The sequence below is a fragment of the Rheinheimera pacifica genome, assembly GCF_900108485.1.
Classification (GTDB): Bacteria; Pseudomonadota; Gammaproteobacteria; order Enterobacterales; family Alteromonadaceae; genus Alishewanella; species Alishewanella pacifica.
In genome coordinates this window covers 82,809-98,716 of sequence record NZ_FNXF01000004.1, presented here as the reverse complement: position 1 = coordinate 98,716, position 15,908 = coordinate 82,809, and the positions used below count along the sequence as shown (strand labels likewise).

15 protein-coding genes and 1 riboswitch are annotated in these 15,908 nt (G+C 49.6%); of the genes, 5 read left to right on the top strand and 10 right to left on the bottom strand.

Annotated elements, in window-relative coordinates:
* Positions 1-21: 21 nt before the first annotated feature.
* Together BLW68_RS06890 and BLW68_RS06885 are read right to left on the bottom strand one after the other, a co-directional pair.
* Positions 22-1,809, bottom strand: coding sequence for a TonB-dependent receptor domain-containing protein (locus tag BLW68_RS06890; protein WP_092791667.1), 1,788 nt, complete (start codon positions 1,807-1,809; stop codon positions 22-24).
* Positions 1,810-1,847: 38 nt separating this feature from the next.
* Positions 1,848-2,033: riboswitch (cobalamin riboswitch) on the bottom strand.
* A 64-nt stretch (positions 2,034-2,097) separates the two neighbouring features.
* Complete coding sequence (locus tag BLW68_RS06885) at positions 2,098-2,580, bottom strand: YajQ family cyclic di-GMP-binding protein (protein WP_092791665.1); 483 nt, start codon at positions 2,578-2,580, stop codon at positions 2,098-2,100.
* A gap of 93 nt (positions 2,581-2,673) precedes the next feature.
* Here BLW68_RS06885 and BLW68_RS06880 point away from each other — a divergent pair, with 93 nt between their 5' ends.
* Complete coding sequence (locus BLW68_RS06880; RefSeq protein ID WP_092792137.1) at positions 2,674-3,030, top strand: VanZ family protein; 357 nt, start codon at positions 2,674-2,676, stop codon at positions 3,028-3,030.
* On the top strand, positions 2,997-3,893 hold the full coding sequence (locus BLW68_RS06875; protein ID WP_092791663.1) for a ketopantoate reductase family protein: 897 nt from the start codon (positions 2,997-2,999) through the stop codon (positions 3,891-3,893). Before BLW68_RS06880 ends, BLW68_RS06875 begins: the two co-directional genes overlap by 34 nt.
* A 2-nt stretch (positions 3,894-3,895) precedes the next feature.
* Here the strand turns inward: BLW68_RS06875 and thiI are convergent, their stop codons facing one another.
* From thiI to pomA, 3 genes are all read right to left on the bottom strand, one after another.
* A complete protein-coding gene (thiI, locus tag BLW68_RS06870; RefSeq protein WP_092791662.1) occupies positions 3,896-5,368 on the bottom strand; it encodes a tRNA uracil 4-sulfurtransferase ThiI in 1,473 nt (490 codons plus the stop codon).
* A 91-nt stretch (positions 5,369-5,459) separates the two neighbouring features.
* Positions 5,460-6,425, bottom strand: a complete 966-nt coding sequence (locus BLW68_RS06865; protein ID WP_092791660.1) for a flagellar motor protein MotB — start codon at positions 6,423-6,425, stop codon at positions 5,460-5,462.
* Between the two features lie 3 nt (positions 6,426-6,428).
* Positions 6,429-7,196 (bottom strand): flagellar motor protein PomA, encoded by a 768-nt coding sequence (gene pomA / locus BLW68_RS06860; RefSeq protein ID WP_092791658.1) that lies wholly within the window; start codon positions 7,194-7,196, stop codon positions 6,429-6,431.
* 199 nt (positions 7,197-7,395) lie between these two features.
* On the opposite strand from pomA, the gene xseB reads away from it, so the two are divergent.
* Genes xseB through dxs form a run of 3 tightly spaced genes read left to right on the top strand, consistent with a single transcriptional unit; the run spans position 7,396 to position 10,404 of the window.
* Positions 7,396-7,641, top strand: a complete 246-nt coding sequence (xseB, locus tag BLW68_RS06855; protein ID WP_068230093.1) for an exodeoxyribonuclease VII small subunit — start codon at positions 7,396-7,398, stop codon at positions 7,639-7,641.
* Position 7,642: 1 nt separating this feature from the next.
* On the top strand, positions 7,643-8,530 hold the full coding sequence (gene ispA, locus BLW68_RS06850) for a (2E,6E)-farnesyl diphosphate synthase (RefSeq protein WP_092791657.1): 888 nt from the start codon (positions 7,643-7,645) through the stop codon (positions 8,528-8,530).
* 14 nt (positions 8,531-8,544) lie between these two features.
* The gene (gene dxs / locus BLW68_RS06845) at positions 8,545-10,404 is read left to right on the top strand and encodes a 1-deoxy-D-xylulose-5-phosphate synthase (RefSeq protein ID WP_092791655.1); all 1,860 of its coding nucleotides are present in this window, start codon (positions 8,545-8,547) and stop codon (positions 10,402-10,404) included.
* Positions 10,405-10,463: 59 nt separating this feature from the next.
* Here dxs and BLW68_RS06840 read toward each other — a convergent pair whose 3' ends face one another.
* The 5 genes from BLW68_RS06840 to ribH are packed head-to-tail and all read right to left on the bottom strand — an operon-like array spanning position 10,464 to position 15,890.
* Complete coding sequence (locus tag BLW68_RS06840) at positions 10,464-13,496, bottom strand: ligand-binding sensor domain-containing protein (protein WP_092791653.1); 3,033 nt, start codon at positions 13,494-13,496, stop codon at positions 10,464-10,466.
* Positions 13,497-13,522: 26 nt separating this feature from the next.
* Complete coding sequence (locus tag BLW68_RS06835) at positions 13,523-14,002, bottom strand: phosphatidylglycerophosphatase A family protein (protein WP_092791651.1); 480 nt, start codon at positions 14,000-14,002, stop codon at positions 13,523-13,525.
* A complete protein-coding gene (gene thiL / locus BLW68_RS06830) occupies positions 13,999-14,961 on the bottom strand; it encodes a thiamine-phosphate kinase (protein ID WP_092791649.1) in 963 nt (320 codons plus the stop codon). Before thiL ends, BLW68_RS06835 begins: the two co-directional genes overlap by 4 nt.
* Before the next feature lie 33 nt (positions 14,962-14,994).
* Positions 14,995-15,408 carry a transcription antitermination factor NusB gene (nusB, locus tag BLW68_RS06825; RefSeq protein WP_092791647.1) on the bottom strand — a complete coding sequence of 138 codons (414 nt, stop codon included), beginning with the start codon at positions 15,406-15,408 and terminating at the stop codon, positions 14,995-14,997.
* A gap of 17 nt (positions 15,409-15,425) precedes the next feature.
* On the bottom strand, positions 15,426-15,890 hold the full coding sequence (gene ribH, locus BLW68_RS06820) for a 6,7-dimethyl-8-ribityllumazine synthase (RefSeq protein WP_068230076.1): 465 nt from the start codon (positions 15,888-15,890) through the stop codon (positions 15,426-15,428).
* Positions 15,891-15,908: the final 18 nt, after the last annotated feature.

Here is a 15,908-nt window from a genome sequence, read left to right as displayed (position 1 = left end):
ACGCTTTTCTTACAACTGCATTTACTGCGGTGTATAGCTAACACTAAGACCGAAGTTTGTGCCTGCAGTGGTATAGCGATCATTGGTGTAGTAATTTTTATCAAACAGGTTATCAACCTTAGCTCGTAACGTTAAAGCCGATGATACGGTATAACTGGTGCCTATCCCCCATAAGGTAAAGCCGCCCAAGTATTCGTTAACGGCATACTGGCCCTGATAAGTATTACTCTGATAATCGGCGGTTACAAAAGCAGAAAATTTATTCCAGCTATGTCCAGCCCGCCAGTTGATGGTATGTTCCGGCCGTCTGGCCAGACGCAATCCTGTAAGGGTATTTTCGGTATCAGTCCAGCTGTAAGCAAAGCTCTGCTCAATACCGGCAACATCGGCCTGAATGGCCAGCTCGATACCGGAAATTTTTGCCTGTTCAATATTCTGCGGCATATAGTTCGCATCAAGCTGGATTAGGTTATCGACATCATTCTCAAACCAGGCCAGTTGCACACTACCATTTGCCGCACGGTAACTGATTGCAACTTCATCGGATAAGGTACGCTCAGGTGCTAAATCAGGGTTGGAGCTCCCCTCGCCCGGATAATATAAATCGTTAAAGGTTGGCGCTTTAAAAGCTGCTCCCCGGCTAATCCTTAGTTGCCAGGCATCAGTAAACCAGTAACCCGCCGCCAATTGCCAGGTGTTGTTGCCAGCATACTGCGTGGTTAAATCACGCCGTACCGAGCCATCTAATTGGACATTGTCCTGTTTAAAGTTCAGGCCGGTAAATAGCGCACGGTTAATCCGGCTGTCTTCAACGTAGTTAACACTAGAACGGCCAACGCTTTCCGAATACCAGTTCACCCCACCCAACCAATTCAGATTATTAGTGATGGCAGTGCTGGTTTGATAGTTAAACTCATCACGCTCAGTCACAAATGGGCTGCTGGAGTCCGGGCCATAGACGGTGTCATCATCCAGTATCCGGCTTAATTGTGCCTGATGCTGCCACTGCCCTAATTGATGCTCCCAGCCAAGCAGATAAGTACGATTAAGGGTATCGGCTTGGTCTTCAGTACCCCAACCTGTATCGAACTGATAAAAGCCAGAATTAATATCAAACTGAGCCCGTAACAAACCAAAACTGGTCTGATAATCGGCGGCCAGTTTAGCAAACCGCTGATCATAACCATCGCGATCCGGATCAAGATCTTTACGTACATTAAAGCCGTCAGCCTGGCTATAACCGGCAGTTGCTCTTACGGCAAGATCGCCAACTTGCTCGCTAACACTCACATCGGCACCCAACTGCCCATAGCTACCTACATTAGCATTAAGCTCTGTACCCTGAGCCTTGCGCGTAGTAATAGCGATAACGCCGGACAGAGCATCGGCACCATACCAGGCTGCGCGTGGGCCGCGTACTACTTCAATTCGTTCGATCAGTTCCAGCGGTAACATTGATAATGTTTTATAACCCAGCGTAGCCGAGCCACTGCGCACGCCGTCGATAATTACCAAAGTGTGCCCGGTATTACCGCCGCGGATATAAACACTGCTGTTTTGGCCACGGCCGCCATCGCGGGATAAATTAATGCCCGGCAGTTGCGCCAGTAAAGCAGGTAAATCATTAGCCTGGCGCGCAACGATATCGTCACGCTCCAGCACTGTTACGCTGGCCAGCACGTCTTGTTGTGGTGTTGCAGTGCGGTTGGCATAAATACTGATATGTTCAAGATTAGTGTGTTCAGTAGTGTTAGCTGCCGCAGAGCAGCAAGATGCGACCAGCACGGCCGCAAAAGCAGGTTTAAACATATAAGCTCCGAAAATGTGCCCACCGCACATTTAATAATGTTGAAGGTTTTTTTCCGGCCGGTCTCCGGGCTGACAACCTGCTTGCGCCTGTGCTCGCCTTCCCATCTTTTGACAGTGGCATTGAACACAGCTCAGTTGTTTACCGTTGCGGGGGCAGCTCTGGATTAACACCAGATTCCCGTTTACCTGCAGTTGACTGCAGCACCAGAAAAAGCGGCTCCCTGTCGGAGCCGCGTGCAGTTTACGCCATCAAGGAAAAATGTCAATAGATGGCTGGACGGCTAAAACTTAATCGCGGAAGTTTTTAAATTGGAACGGCTGGCCCAGCTCGCTGGTGCGCACCAATTGCATAACGGCCTGCAAATCATCACGCTTTTTACCGGTTACCCGCAGCTCTTCACCCTGGATCGCCACCTGCACCTTAATATTGCTATCCTTAACCAGTTTAACGATTTTTTTTGCCATCTCTTTATCGATGCCCTGCTTGATACTGACATGACGGGTGATAAATTTGCCGTGACGCTCTTCTTTTTCAATCTTGAAACTACTGACATCCAGCTGCAACTTACTGGCTTTAATGGCAAAAATATCAAACAGCTGCATCACTTGCTGGTCAGCTTCAGCGGTCAGCTCAATTTGCTCTTTATTCAGCTCAATTTTGGCGTTAACGCCACGAAAATCGAAGCGGGTCTCAAGTTCCCGTTTGGCATTCTCTACGGCGTTCTTCGCCTGATTCATATCAATTTCTGAAACAATATCGAATGAAGGCATGACAAGTCTCCTGTGCTTAAGCCATTCTGTCTGCTGGCGATTATAACCAGAAAACTGCTACAATCCGAGCGCCATATATCTTCGGGGGTCTTTGTGTCGCAAACATTTTATCGCTGGTTGTGTGTTTTCTGTTTTGTCGCTGCTACTGCCAGCTTTTTAGCTGAATTAAGCGGCCACCGCATTGGTGGCGGCATAGCCCATTTAGATAAAGTGGCACACTTCGGTATTTTTGCCATATTAAGCGCCTTGCTGTGGAAAGGCTTTAAACTCGGCCCCTGGCTGGCTTTTATCTTATTGGGTGCTTATGGTGGCGCTATCGAACTGGCGCAGCATTACTTTACCCGCCGTAACGGCGACTGGTGGGATTTGCTGGCAGATCTGGCCGGCGTAGTCAGTTTTTATCTGGTGCGGGCCCTGTGGCACAAAATTCGCCCACGCAGCCAGCGTTAAGCTGGACAGTTGTCGGCCAGGGCGCTATAGGTCTACTGGCTGCCAGCCGCTTCAAACTGGCAGGCTGGCCGGTACAACTCTGGCTAAGACAACCTGCTGCACTGGATATCCGCTTTGAGCAACACCCCCTTCATTTTAACTGTGCTACTGCGCCACTGGCAGCGGTGTTAATACCGGTAAAAAGCTATGCCGTACCCGCTGCTGTGCAGGCGTTATTACCGGCCCTGGCACCTGATGCCCAATTGGTGCTCAGCCACAATGGCATGGCCGCAACAGAACACATTTTGTCGTCGCTTAGCCCAGCACAGGGCTTATGGTTTCTGACCACGACCCATGGTGCACTAAAGCAAGGTGCAACTGTGCGCCATACCGGGCAAGGCCAAAGCGTGTTGTCGCCGTTAAACGCGGCGGCGAAAAATCAGCTTTTAGCGGTACAGCAGGCGATGGATATAGCCCTTGGGCCGGTTACACTAACCGGGAATATTCTGCCGTTTTTATGGCACAAGTTGGCAATTAATGCGGCAATAAACCCGCTGACAGCCCTCAATAACTGTAACAATGGCGAGCTGGCAAAGGCACAGTATCAGCCGCTGATAAGCCAGATCCTGGCCGAAGTATGCCAGGTGGCAGAAGCGGCAGGTTATCCGCTGCAATACGCACAAATGCTGGAAAAAGTGCAGCAGGTGATTCAAAACACGGCGGCTAATTTCTCGTCAATGCAGCAGGATATTGCGCACAGCCGCCGTACTGAAATAGACGCTATCACCGGTTATATCGTCACGCAGGCAGCACGCTATAACATTGCCGTGCCGCTCAACACACAACTCTTGCAGCAGGTGCTGCAATTACAGCACCGCGGATAAAGTTAAGGCCGGTAAACCGCTACGTTGCTAAAACCCTGATCCTGCAATACCACAGCCTGCAAACGGCTCATTACGCCGCGCTCACAGTAAAAATAGTATTGTTTGCTCTGATCAAGGCTAGCAAACTGCGATGCCAGGCGGAAAAACGGCAGTTCAACTACGTTATGTCCGTCAACTGTCAGCGGTTTAATATCGGTTTCTTCCGGGCTGCGAATATCCAGCACTACTGCACCGGCTGGCAATTGCGCCAGCTCAGTCACTACATGCGCCTGTTGCTCAGCCTGATAATCTACCGTGCGGATATCCAGCACTTTTGCCGCTTTTACTGCCTGCTCCAGCACGGTGAAATCAAACTTTTGTTCATTGGCCCGCACTTCTGACAATACTGCATTCACCGTGGGCTTTTTCGATATTACGCCGCAATATTCCGGCATACTTTTGGCAATATCTTCAGCACCAATTTTGCGGCACATATCAATAATTTCCTGCTTGTCCTGATAAATCAGTGGCCGCAGGATCAGCATGTCAGTAACCCGGTCTATCACGTTTAAATTGGTAATGGTTTGGCTTGATACCTGGCCAATACTTTCACCGGTAACGATGGCTTTAATGCCCAGGCTTTCGGCTACTTCGCTGGCCGCCCGCATCATCATCCGCTTTAATATTACGCCCATTAAACCGCTGTCGATGGTTTCTAAAATCTGGTCCACCACCGGGGCGAAGTTAACACTGACAAACTTTACTTTGTGCGACAGGCTGTATTTTTGCCAGATATGAAATGCCATTTCACGCACCCCAGCTTCATGGGCTGCACCACCGAGGTTAAAAAACAGGTAATGCGTGCGCAGACCTTTGCGGATCATCAGATAACTGGCCACAGCAGAATCATAGCCACCGGAGATCAGTGATAACACATCTGACTGCGACGGCAGCGGAAAACCGCCCATGCCCTGGTGCATCTTGCGCACCATAATCAGCCGGTCTTTTCTGATTTCCAGCGTTACGACCAGATCCGGTTTTTTCAGCTGCACTTTGGCACTGGCAACATGCTGGTTTAAGCCACCGCCAATGTAGCGCTCAGCTTCTATTGAGGTAAATTCATGATTACCGCTGCGGCGCACCCGCACGCTAAAGGTTTTATGCTCCAGCTGCGGTGCATATACCTCAAGTACCTGCTCAAAAATATCATGCAAGGAGGTAAAACTGCCCGACTGCATCTCCGCAAAATAGACAATGCCCGGAATACATCCCAAACGGTCAATTAAGCGCTGGCGCAGCGCTTCCTGCTGCACTGCAGCATCTGTCGTGTCGCAGCGTACTGTCAGGTGATCGAAGTTATTACTCACTTCAACGCCGGCATCTACCTGCTGCAGGATGGTTTTAAGGTTGCGCTCAAGTAACAGCGTTTGGCGTTTGCGCACCGATTTACTTTTAATAGCAATTTCGGGGTGTAATTTGATAAGAAATTCAATCATCAGGCAACAGCATAGTTAAGCAGGAAAAAAAGTGGCGCAGATTATAGCGGATCTGTACAGAAAGACCTAATCTGCGCGCTACTCAGAGTGATTAAGGCAACTGCTGGCTGGGAGGCTCCAGGCTTATCGGGTCTGACTCTTTGGCTTTACCCTGCATAATGGCAATTTCTACCCTGCGGTTACGCCGCCGGCCCTGCTCAGTGTCATTAGGCACTAGCGGCTTGGTGTCGGCATGCCCCACTACCACTAAACGGGTGCGGTCAAAGCCGGTTGCTTTTATTATTTCAGTGGCTACGGACACCGCCCGCTTGGCCGACAAATCCCAGTTATTACTATGCAGCTCATCCGCTACCTGAATATTATCGGTATGGCCGGTAACGGTAATTTCGCCGGGTACATCATTGAGTAAGGTACCAATACGCTGCACTATCGGTTTAAACCTGGGTTGTAAAAAAGATGAGCCCGAAGGAAATGAGCCGTTTTCACGGATACGGATAATAATTTGCTGGCCCAGAGATTCCAGCTCTATGGCGCCATCAACAATTTGTTGTTGCAGTTGCTCGGCCAGCTTTTTCACCATTTCATTGGTTTGCTCCTGCGCCGCCTGAGCTTCGGCTGTTGCCGCAGCAGATTCGCCATCCATAATTTCTTCAGCATTACTAACCGACTGGCCGCCGCTTAAGTCTTCACGCTGCTCTTGTCGCCCGCCGGCAGAATCTTCTTCACCAGCCTGAAATTCAATTACCTGTTGGGTAATTTCAATGGTTTGCTGCTGCAGGGTTTCAATCGGCGTAGGATCGGGGCGGCCCGGGCGAAACTCCATCGCAATCACGCTGGTACCTTTGGGAATATCTTCCACTTCAATTTTATTTTGCACACCAAAGGCAAACTTCATTGAGCCGGCAATCTGTTTAAACTTCAGCACATCCATTTCTGAAAATGCCAGCAGCAGGACGAAAAAGCACATTAACAGCGCCATTAAATCGGCAAAAGTGCCCATATACTGTGGTAAACCAGGCGGTGGACATTTGCATTCTTCTTCTGCGTGATCACTCATAGATTACTCCGCCGGGACCACTTCACGTTTACCCTGCGCTAAATAGTTACGCAGTATGCCTTCAATCACTTTCGGATTCTGGCCATCCTGTATGCCTAAGATAGCATCAAGGATCAGCTGGCTATTTAATTTTTCCTGCTGGTTACGGATCGCCAGTTTATCTGCCAGCGGTATAGCAATTACGTTGGCAATAAAAGCCCCGTACAAGGTGGTTAACAACGCCACTGCCATAGCGGGCCCTATAGCTTTGGGGTCGTCCATATTAGATAACATCGCCACCAGGCCTATCAGGGTGCCTATCATACCCATGGCCGGAGCCACATCCCCCAGGCTTTTAAAAATGGCAATTGCGGATTCATGGCGTTTTTCGGTCAGGCTGATGTCTTTTAACAAAGTGGCCCGCACTACATCGGCGTCATGGCCGTCTACCAGCATATTGACGCCTTTTTGCATAAACGCATTAGGTATTTCAGCCTCTTCCAGAGCAAGAAAACCACCTTTACGCGCTGAGTCAGCCAGTTGCACGGCTTTTTCGATCAGCTCTTCGGGCGATTCAATTTTAAACATAAAGGCTTTAACGGCTGCTTTGCCCGAACCAAAAAACTGGGTCAGCGTAAATTTAGAGATAACCACAAAGATAGAGCCACCAAAAACAATCAGTACAGATACTGTATCGGCAAACATCCCCGGAGCACCGCTGCTGCCCAAAATCATCGCCATGACAATAAAACCAATTGCACCTAACATACCAACGAGGGTAGCTAAATCCACTTTACTCTCCTTAATTGCAACACTACTGCACCAGCTATCTGTACAAGTTTATCTTAGACGATAGTTGTTTATCGACAACCACGCAGAATGATTAAGCATAAATTATGTAAAATTATCAATTTAGCCTTTCACATCCGCTTTCTGATTGACCATAATAGCCTGCTAAGGTACCTTTGCGCACACTTTTTCCGGGGGTAGTATGAGCAAGAAAAAAGCAGATTTAAGCCAGTTTGAGCAAACCTTGTCTGAACTTGAGCTTATTGTGCAGCAACTGGAGCAGGGCGAGTTATCACTGGATCAGTCTTTGCAGCAATTTGAACGCGGTATTACCCTGGCCCGGCAAAGCCAGCAGCTGTTGCAAGCTGCAGAGCAAAAAGTACAGATCCTGATGCAGCAGCAACAGCAGGAATCGTTATTACCCTTTGACCCGCCTGCAGGAGAATAAGGTGCAACCTGAACGTTTAGCCGTATATCAGCAACGGGTCGAACAGCATTTACAGCAATATATAGACAGCCGTACTGTTACCGATCAGCGGCTGTTGTCTGCTATGTCGTACAGTTTATTGCTGGGTGGCAAAAGAGTACGGCCATTTCTGGTGTACAGTTGCGGCACACTGCTTGGCGCCAGCCTGCACGATCTGGATGGCCCGGCAGCAGCGCTGGAAGCCTTACACAGTTACTCTCTTATTCACGACGATTTACCGGCGATGGATAACGACGATTTACGTCGTGGCAAACCTACCTGCCATAAAGCTTTTGATGAGGCCACTGCCATACTGGCTGGTGATGCTTTGCAAACCCTGGCTTTTGAGATATTAAGCGCACACCCGTATCAGCAGGTAGATAGCCGTAACATTGTAAAAATGCTGCAACAGCTGTCACAGGCGGCCGGCTATGGCGGTATGTGTGGTGGCCAGGCGATAGATTTAGCCCAAACCAACCAGCACACCAGCCTGGCACAGCTTGAACAAATGCACAGGCTAAAAACCGGCGCCCTGATTGAATGTGCGGTACATCTGGCCTGGCTGTGCAGCAACCGGCAAAATATAGCAGAGCGCGATGCCTTAGTGCAGTTTGCCCAAGCTTTAGGGCTGGCATTTCAGGTGCAGGATGATATTCTCGACATTGAAAGCGACACCAGCACACTTGGCAAGCCACAGGGTTCAGACACCAAGGCCAACAAATCAACCTACCCGGCCTTACTGGGGCTGGACAATGCCAAAGCCAAAGCACAGCAATTATATCAGGATGCACTAAACGCTCTGGCACGCTTACCGTATAACACTGATGAGCTACGCGCTTTTGCGCAGTATATTATCGAACGCAGGTTTTAACACAGGCATGGATTATGGCGTTAGATATTAACGATTACCCGTTATTAGCCAAGGCTAATTTACCCGAGCAGCTGCGTCAGCTGCCCCAAGACAAACTGCCCGCACTCAGTGACGAGTTGCGCAGTTATTTATTGCAGAGTGTCAGCCAGAGCAGTGGCCACTTTGCCTCTGGTTTAGGCACCGTCGAGCTTACCGTAGCTTTGCATTATGTCTATAACACCCCGTTTGACCGGTTAATCTGGGATGTGGGTCACCAGGCATATCCGCATAAAATTCTGACCGGCCGGGCTGAGCGTATGCACACCATCCGCCAGAAAGATGGCCTGCACCCTTTTCCGTATCGCGAAGAAAGCGAATACGATGTGTTGTCTGTCGGCCATTCCAGTACGTCAATCAGTGCCGCTTTGGGTATGGCCATTGCCGCTCAGCAGGCACGTAATAACCGCAAAGTGGTTGCCGTCATTGGTGATGGTGCTATTACTGCCGGTATGGCATTTGAAGCGCTGAACCACGCCGGAGAAGTACGCCCGGACATGCTGGTTATTCTGAATGACAATGAAATGTCGATTTCAGAGAACGTTGGCGCATTAAACCGTTATTTTGCCCGTATTTTATCCGGCAGTTTTTACACCAGCCTGCGCGAAGGCGGTAAAAAGATTTTAAGTGGTGTGCCACCGTTACATGAGCTGGCCAGCCGTGCTGAAGAACATTTTAAAGGTATGGTAACACCCGGTACCTTTTTTGAAGAGCTGGGCTTTAACTATATCGGCCCCATTGACGGTCACGACGTACTGGGGCTGGTAGATACCATCCGCAATATGCGTAATTTAAAAGGGCCGCAGCTGCTGCACATTGTCACGAAAAAAGGCAAAGGCTACGCGCCGGCAGAAGCTGATCCTATTGGCTATCATGCCGTGTCTAAATTTAACCCGGATGATAAAAAGCAACCGGCGAAAAAGGCTGGCCGGCCGAGTTTTTCCAATATTTTCGGCAACTGGATATGCGATATGGCCGCCCAGGATGAACGCTTACAGGCGATTACGCCTGCTATGCGTGAAGGCTCTGACTTAGTCCGGTTTTCTAAAAGCTACCCTAAACGCTATTTCGATGTCGCCATTGCCGAGCAGCATGCGGTAACGCTGGCTGCAGGCATGGCGATTGAAGGCTTAAAACCGGTAGTGGCTATCTACTCCAGCTTTTTACAGCGCGGTTATGATCAACTGATCCATGATGTTGCCCTGCAAAACCTTGACGTGCTGTTTGCGGTTGACCGTGCCGGTGTAGTCGGTGCCGATGGCCCAACCCATCAGGGTGCGTTTGATATAAGCTTTATGCGCTGTATTCCGAATATGGTTATTATGGTGCCATCAGACGAAGATGAGTGCCGGCAGATGCTATACACCGGCTATCAGTATCAAGGCCCTGCAGCCGTGCGTTATCCACGCGGCAGTGGTACCGGTATTGATGCGCAGCCACAAATGCAATTGCTGCCACTGGGTAAAGCCAAGGTGGTACGCCAGGGCGAACATACCGCCATACTGGCGTTTGGCCCGTTGCTAAGTGCCTGCCAGCATGCGGCGGAGCAGTTAAACGCCACCCTGGTAGATATGCGCTTTGTAAAACCACTGGATGAAAAGCTGTTAACTGAACTGGCGCAAAGCCATAAGCTGTTGGTAACGGTTGAAGACAATGCCATCGCCGGTGGCGCTGGCTCAGCGGTAAATGAGTTTATTGCCAAAGCACAACTGGCTGTATCAAGCCTGAACCTGGGCTTGCCGGATCACTTTATTAAACATGGCAGCCAGGAAGAAATTTATACCGAACTGGCGCTGGACAGCAACGGCATTCTTGCCAGTATCCAACAACGGCTTTAACCGTTACGTTAAAGCCACTAATTAATACCACTAGAAGCCCGCTGCTAACCAAGCCGTTATCAGCGGGTATTTTTCAGGTCAAAATGCGCCAGCCCGGCGGAAAGCAAACGTTCGACCTGCGCTTCGACATGGGATGAATCTTCAAATTCAAACGCATCAACCTGCTGATCAAATGTAATAGTGGCCACACCATTCTTGCCGGCATGTTTAACATGGTATAACGCCATTTCAGCCAGTTGTAATGATACTTCCCAGTTAATCAGCTGCCCGCCGAGTAATTCTAACGGATAAACAGCATACCCCACCGAGCAGGTTAACCGGGTACGATGTCCGTCCGGCAAATTAAATACCGTTTTAGCCACCAGCTCGTTCAGGCGGTAGCTAAACTGCTCTACCAGTTCAAGAGGTATATCACGCAGCACCAGCACAAACTCTTCACCGGCAAAACGTACAACATAATCTGAACCACGTGTTTCACGGATCAGTAAGCCGGCTACCTGCTGAATACAGCTGTCACCTGCGCTGTTACCAAACTGATCATTAACCTGTTTAAAATTATCTAAATCCAGATGAATTAACGCCACGCATTTACCCTGGGTTTGCATAGACTCACGGTTACGCTGAAAGTGTTCTATGTCCTTTGGCAGCTGCTCAAACATAAAGCGCCGGTTACGCAGGCCGGTTAAACTATCTTTATGTGTTAGTAATGCCAGTTGTTCATTTAATTCGTTCAGCTTCAGGTTGCTGTTTTCCAGCTCCTGTGTGCGTTGCTTTACCAGGCGTTCCAGCTGTTGTTGCTGGTGTACCGTATTACGTCGCAGCAGCCAAATCAGGCCGTACAGACAAAACAGAAACAACAACAACCATAAGCCACGGTATACCAGGGTTTCATCAAAACGCTTTGGTACAACAAGCTCCAGCTCCTGCGTTTGTGCAGCTGACCAGGGTTCGTTCTCCAGCCGGGTTTGTACGCGAAATACAAACCGGCCCGGCTCCAGATTGGTGTAAACCGCTTCACGCCGCTCTGCAGCGTCATGCCAGTTTTGCTCAAAACCTTTTAACTGATAACGAAACTGTAAGGCAGCCGGTTTGATAAATTCCAGCGCAGAATATTTGATGCTGATGTTGCGATCATCCAGCTCCAAAACCACACTTTGCTGCTCGGCGGCAATAACATAGGTTTGCTGCCCCTGCACCAGTTTAATTACCGGCTGCACTGGCTTATCCGCTTTACGGTTAAGCTCTGCCGGCACCGCCACCAGGCCCTTTAATGTTGGATACCAATACTGTTGCTGCCAGAACGCCACCTTGGCATGGCCAGCGCCGTTACAGCAACGCCCGGGTACAGTGCCCAACTGCCGGTCATGCGGCCCAAGTACATCTTGTATTGGCAGGTTATCCAGATTCGGCCGGTCAAGATCTGCTGCCCGCAGCCGGAAAATGCCTTTGTGACTACTGATCCAGATATAGTCGGTAGCGGTATCGTATGTCATGCTGACCACCGGGCTGTGGGGTAACCCGTTAGCCGTATGTAATTGGTACCAGCTGTTGTCGGTACGGCGAATAAAGATACCGTCATCCAGGGTGCTGGCCAGCAGGTGGCCGCCGGGCAACAACTGCAAAGCAGTAATGTAGCTGTTATATAACGCCGTACCCACGCCTAACCGGCTCAGGCGTTGCTGTTCATACAGGTACAAGCCGCGGGTAGTACCAAATACCAGCTGCTCGTCTTTTTGCTGTAATACCGTAATATGGCGGGACTCCAGCTCAGCGTTCAACGCAAAAGGTGTCAGCGTATTATGCTGATAGTGCACCAGCCCCATCACACCACCAATCCACAAGCCGCCATGAACATCCGCTTGCAACACTCTTACGGTAAAACCTTTTAAGCTATCGAACTGCGCCTTAAGCTGCTTTGTATCGCGCTGATACGCCAGTACACCGTTGTCAGTAGCCAGCCACATATGATTAGCATCCGGCCAGTAAATGTCATGCACAGTGCCACCACCGAGCTGTCCGGCATTAATCAGGCTGTGGTATTGGCCATCAGCCGTTAACTCGCCAATATCCGACTGCCCTGCCACCAACAAGGTATCTGACGGCGTAACAGCCACGCTGCGTACCACAGCATCTGGCTGATATGGCACTACCCGGCGGATATTTCCTACCGCAGCGCGGTACACACCATCGCTGAAACTGGCCAGCCAGATATTATTGTCACGGTCTTCAAAAATATCACTGAACCACGGGTAACTCCCCAATTCGTCGCCGGTAATGTGCTGCCATGGCTGTTTGGTATGTTTATGAAATAATTTGCGGTGCGCAGATATCCAACTGTTGCCGCGGCTATCACGCAGCAGTTTGTATACCGCTGTGCTGTTTTGATCCGGCAGCTGGCATTTTTTCACCTCGCCGGAGTCGGCGTCCAGATGATAAAAACCCGACTCACCGGCAATATGTAAGCCTTTCTCGGTCCAGTACAAATCATAAACAGGTGTCTGAATAAGCTCGGCCGGTAAGGTATAGCTTTTTACATTCCCATCTACATCCATGCGGTACAGTTGCTCAGACCCCATGATCCAGATATGTTCATCTACCAGCTCCAGCTGGCTTACCTGCGAAAGAATCTGTTGTACCCGGCTTACCTTGCCGTTTTGAATGCGAAACAGGTGATCAGCTGCTACCCAGATTTCACCGGGGCGGACTTCAATAATGGCGGTAACTTCAGATAATATCTGGTAGCGTTCAAATTGCAGTGTCAGCGGGTTAAAACCTGACAGGCCAGACTTAGTACCCACCCACATGTAGCCCTGGCTGTCATGCAGCAGCCGGGTCACACTATTGCTGGCCAGGTGGCGGTGACTTTCTTTGGTAAAATGCTCAAACTGCACGCCGTCAAAGCGGTTCAGGCCATATAAGGTGGCTAACCAGATAAACCCCTGCGAATCCTGGCTGACAGAACGCACTGAATTGCTGGATAAGCCATCTGCACTGTTCCAGTGCTTAATATCAAAGTCATACACCGACGGCTGGTTGTGGGCATGCAGGCTAAGAGAACACAACAATAAAAGCAACAGTAAGGCATTTTTCATTGGTGCGTTCTCTTTCTACTTTTTAGTTAACCCAGAGGTAAAAACGGTAATAACAGTTGCAATGACAGCAGCGCAGCAATACCCGCGACAATGTCGTCCAGCATAATGCCGGTTCCGTCATGCACATTTTTATCAAACCAACTTATTGGCCATGGCTTTACAATATCAAACAAGCGGAATAATACAAAACCCAGCAGTAGTGTTTGCCAATGCAATGGGGCCCATAGCATGGTAATGCCGTAACCGATAATTTCATCCCAGACAATGGCACCATGGTCATGTTCACCAATGTCACGGGCGGTCTGGCCGCATATATACACGCCAAGTACACTGCCAGCTATAACAAAAGCCAGCAAATAGATATTACCGGCCCACAGCAACAATATAACCAGCGGCACGGCAGCTAAGGTGCCAAAAGTACCGGGTGCCTTAGGCGACAAACCACTACCAAAGCCAAGTGCAAGAAACTGATACCATTTTTTCAGGTTAAACTGTGCAGTACTCATGCGAAGTGTTTAAAACCATTATGCTGGTAGTTAAATGGTTGCTCGCCCTGTTTCAGCTCCAGCTTACCGGCTGCACCGGTAACACGGCCAATACAGCTAACACCAATACCATAGGGTGACAATAAAACATCCAGCGACCCCCGCCGGGCTTCTGGTACCGTAAACAGCAGTTCGTAATCTTCACCGCCTGATAACGCCAGCTGTATTGCGGTAGCACTATCGCAACTGTCTTTAACAGCCTGCGACAACGGCAAGCGGGCAACATCAATACTGGCCCCTACCGCAGAGCGCTTCATAATGTGCTGAATATCGCTATACAGGCCGTCAGATAAATCCATGGCGCTGCTGGCAATATTACGCAGTGCCTGCCCCAGTGCCACACGGGCCGATGGATAATGAAAGCGTTGCAGAATATGGGTTTGATGTTTTTTGCTGACTTCATGTAAGCCCTGACACAGTTTCAGCCCCAGTGCGGCATCCCCCAAAGTGCCGGTAACATAAATATAGTCACCGACTTTGGCGCCGCTGCGGGTAAGGGCTTTACCGCGTGGCACTATGCCTTTGGCTATCATGGTCAGGCTAAGCGGGCCACGGGTGGTATCACCGCCAATTAACTGGCAATTATAGTATTCGGCGGTTTCGTGTAAACCAGCAGCAAAGGCGGCAACCCAGGGCTCGTCAACGGCAGGCAACGTTAGAGCCAGCGATAACCAGGCTGGCTCTGCGCCCATAGCAGCTAAATCACTGACATTTACTGTCACTAGCTTATGGCCCAGTGCACGGGGGTCATCATCAGGAAAAAAATGCGTGCCTACCACCATGGTATCGGTAGTCACCACCAGGTCATAGCCATCACGTACCTGCAGTACAGCACCATCATCACCAACACCGATGGCACTGTCGGCGCGTTTGGCGCCACAACTGGCAAAATAGCGGGAAATGAGTTCGAATTCACCCATAGAACTAAGAAGCCGACTGATGTCGGCTCTCCTTTAACTTGGACGCAGTACGCGTACGGCTTTATCCAGAATGCCGTTAACGAACTTGTGGCTATCGTCAGCGGCGAACGCTTTAGCCAGCTCAATAGCTTCGTTGATAATCACCTTGTACGGTACATCAAGACGGTATTTCAGCTCGTAAGCTGATACCCGTAATATGGCTTTTTCAACAAAATCAATTTCATCGAACGGCCGATCTAAATAAGGTTTTAATGCTTCATCCAGTACCGCATGGTTTTTTACCACACCGCGCACCAGATCCTGAAAATAGCCAACGTCGATATGTTTAACGTTAGTTTCCAGCAATAATTGCTGCTCAATATCTGCAATAGGGTTTTTGCTGACATGCCAGCTGTAAATTCCCTGTACTGCAAGTGATCGTGACTGACGACGGGCATTAGGTTTCATGTATGTGTCTCTTCCTGTTACAGCTTGGCCAGCAGGTTAACCATTTCCAGCGTCGACATGGCAGCTTCGCTACCTTTGTTGCCCGCTTTGGTACCTGCACGCTCAATGGCCTGCTCAATGCTGTCTACCGTTAGTACACCAAAAGCAACCGGTATGTCATGTTGCATCATTACCTGGGCAATACCTTTGGTGCATTCACCGGATACATATTCAAAATGTGGCGTACCACCGCGGATAACTGCCCCCAGGGCAATAATGCCGTCATATTTTTTACTGGCCGCAACACGCTGCACCGCCAGCGGTAATTCAAAGGCACCCGGCACCCGGATCACAGTAATATCCTGCTCTGCCACGTTACCAATGCGCTGTAATGTGTCGGTTGCCCCGCTTAATAAGCTCTCAACAATAAAGCTGTTAAAGCGCGCTACGACTAACGCAAACTTCTTACCGTTGGCAGAAAACCCTGCTTCAATAACCTGCATAAGTTGCCCTTAAAATCT

Coding starts and splice junctions, on each gene's coding strand:
- BLW68_RS06890 (WP_092791667.1), bottom strand. CDS start 1,809: ATGTTTAAACCTGCTTTTGCGGCCGTGCTGGTCGCATCTTGCTGCTCT.
- BLW68_RS06885 (WP_092791665.1), bottom strand. CDS start 2,580: ATGCCTTCATTCGATATTGTTTCAGAAATTGATATGAATCAGGCGAAG.
- thiI (WP_092791662.1), bottom strand. CDS start 5,368: ATGATTGAATTTCTTATCAAATTACACCCCGAAATTGCTATTAAAAGT.
- BLW68_RS06865 (WP_092791660.1), bottom strand. CDS start 6,425: ATGAGTGATCACGCAGAAGAAGAATGCAAATGTCCACCGCCTGGTTTA.
- xseB (WP_068230093.1), top strand. CDS start 7,396: ATGAGCAAGAAAAAAGCAGATTTAAGCCAGTTTGAGCAAACCTTGTCT.
- dxs (WP_092791655.1), top strand. CDS start 8,545: ATGGCGTTAGATATTAACGATTACCCGTTATTAGCCAAGGCTAATTTA.
- BLW68_RS06840 (WP_092791653.1), bottom strand. CDS start 13,496: ATGAAAAATGCCTTACTGTTGCTTTTATTGTTGTGTTCTCTTAGCCTG.
- BLW68_RS06835 (WP_092791651.1), bottom strand. CDS start 14,002: ATGAGTACTGCACAGTTTAACCTGAAAAAATGGTATCAGTTTCTTGCA.
- thiL (WP_092791649.1), bottom strand. CDS start 14,961: ATGGGTGAATTCGAACTCATTTCCCGCTATTTTGCCAGTTGTGGCGCC.
- nusB (WP_092791647.1), bottom strand. CDS start 15,408: ATGAAACCTAATGCCCGTCGTCAGTCACGATCACTTGCAGTACAGGGA.
- ribH (WP_068230076.1), bottom strand. CDS start 15,890: ATGCAGGTTATTGAAGCAGGGTTTTCTGCCAACGGTAAGAAGTTTGCG.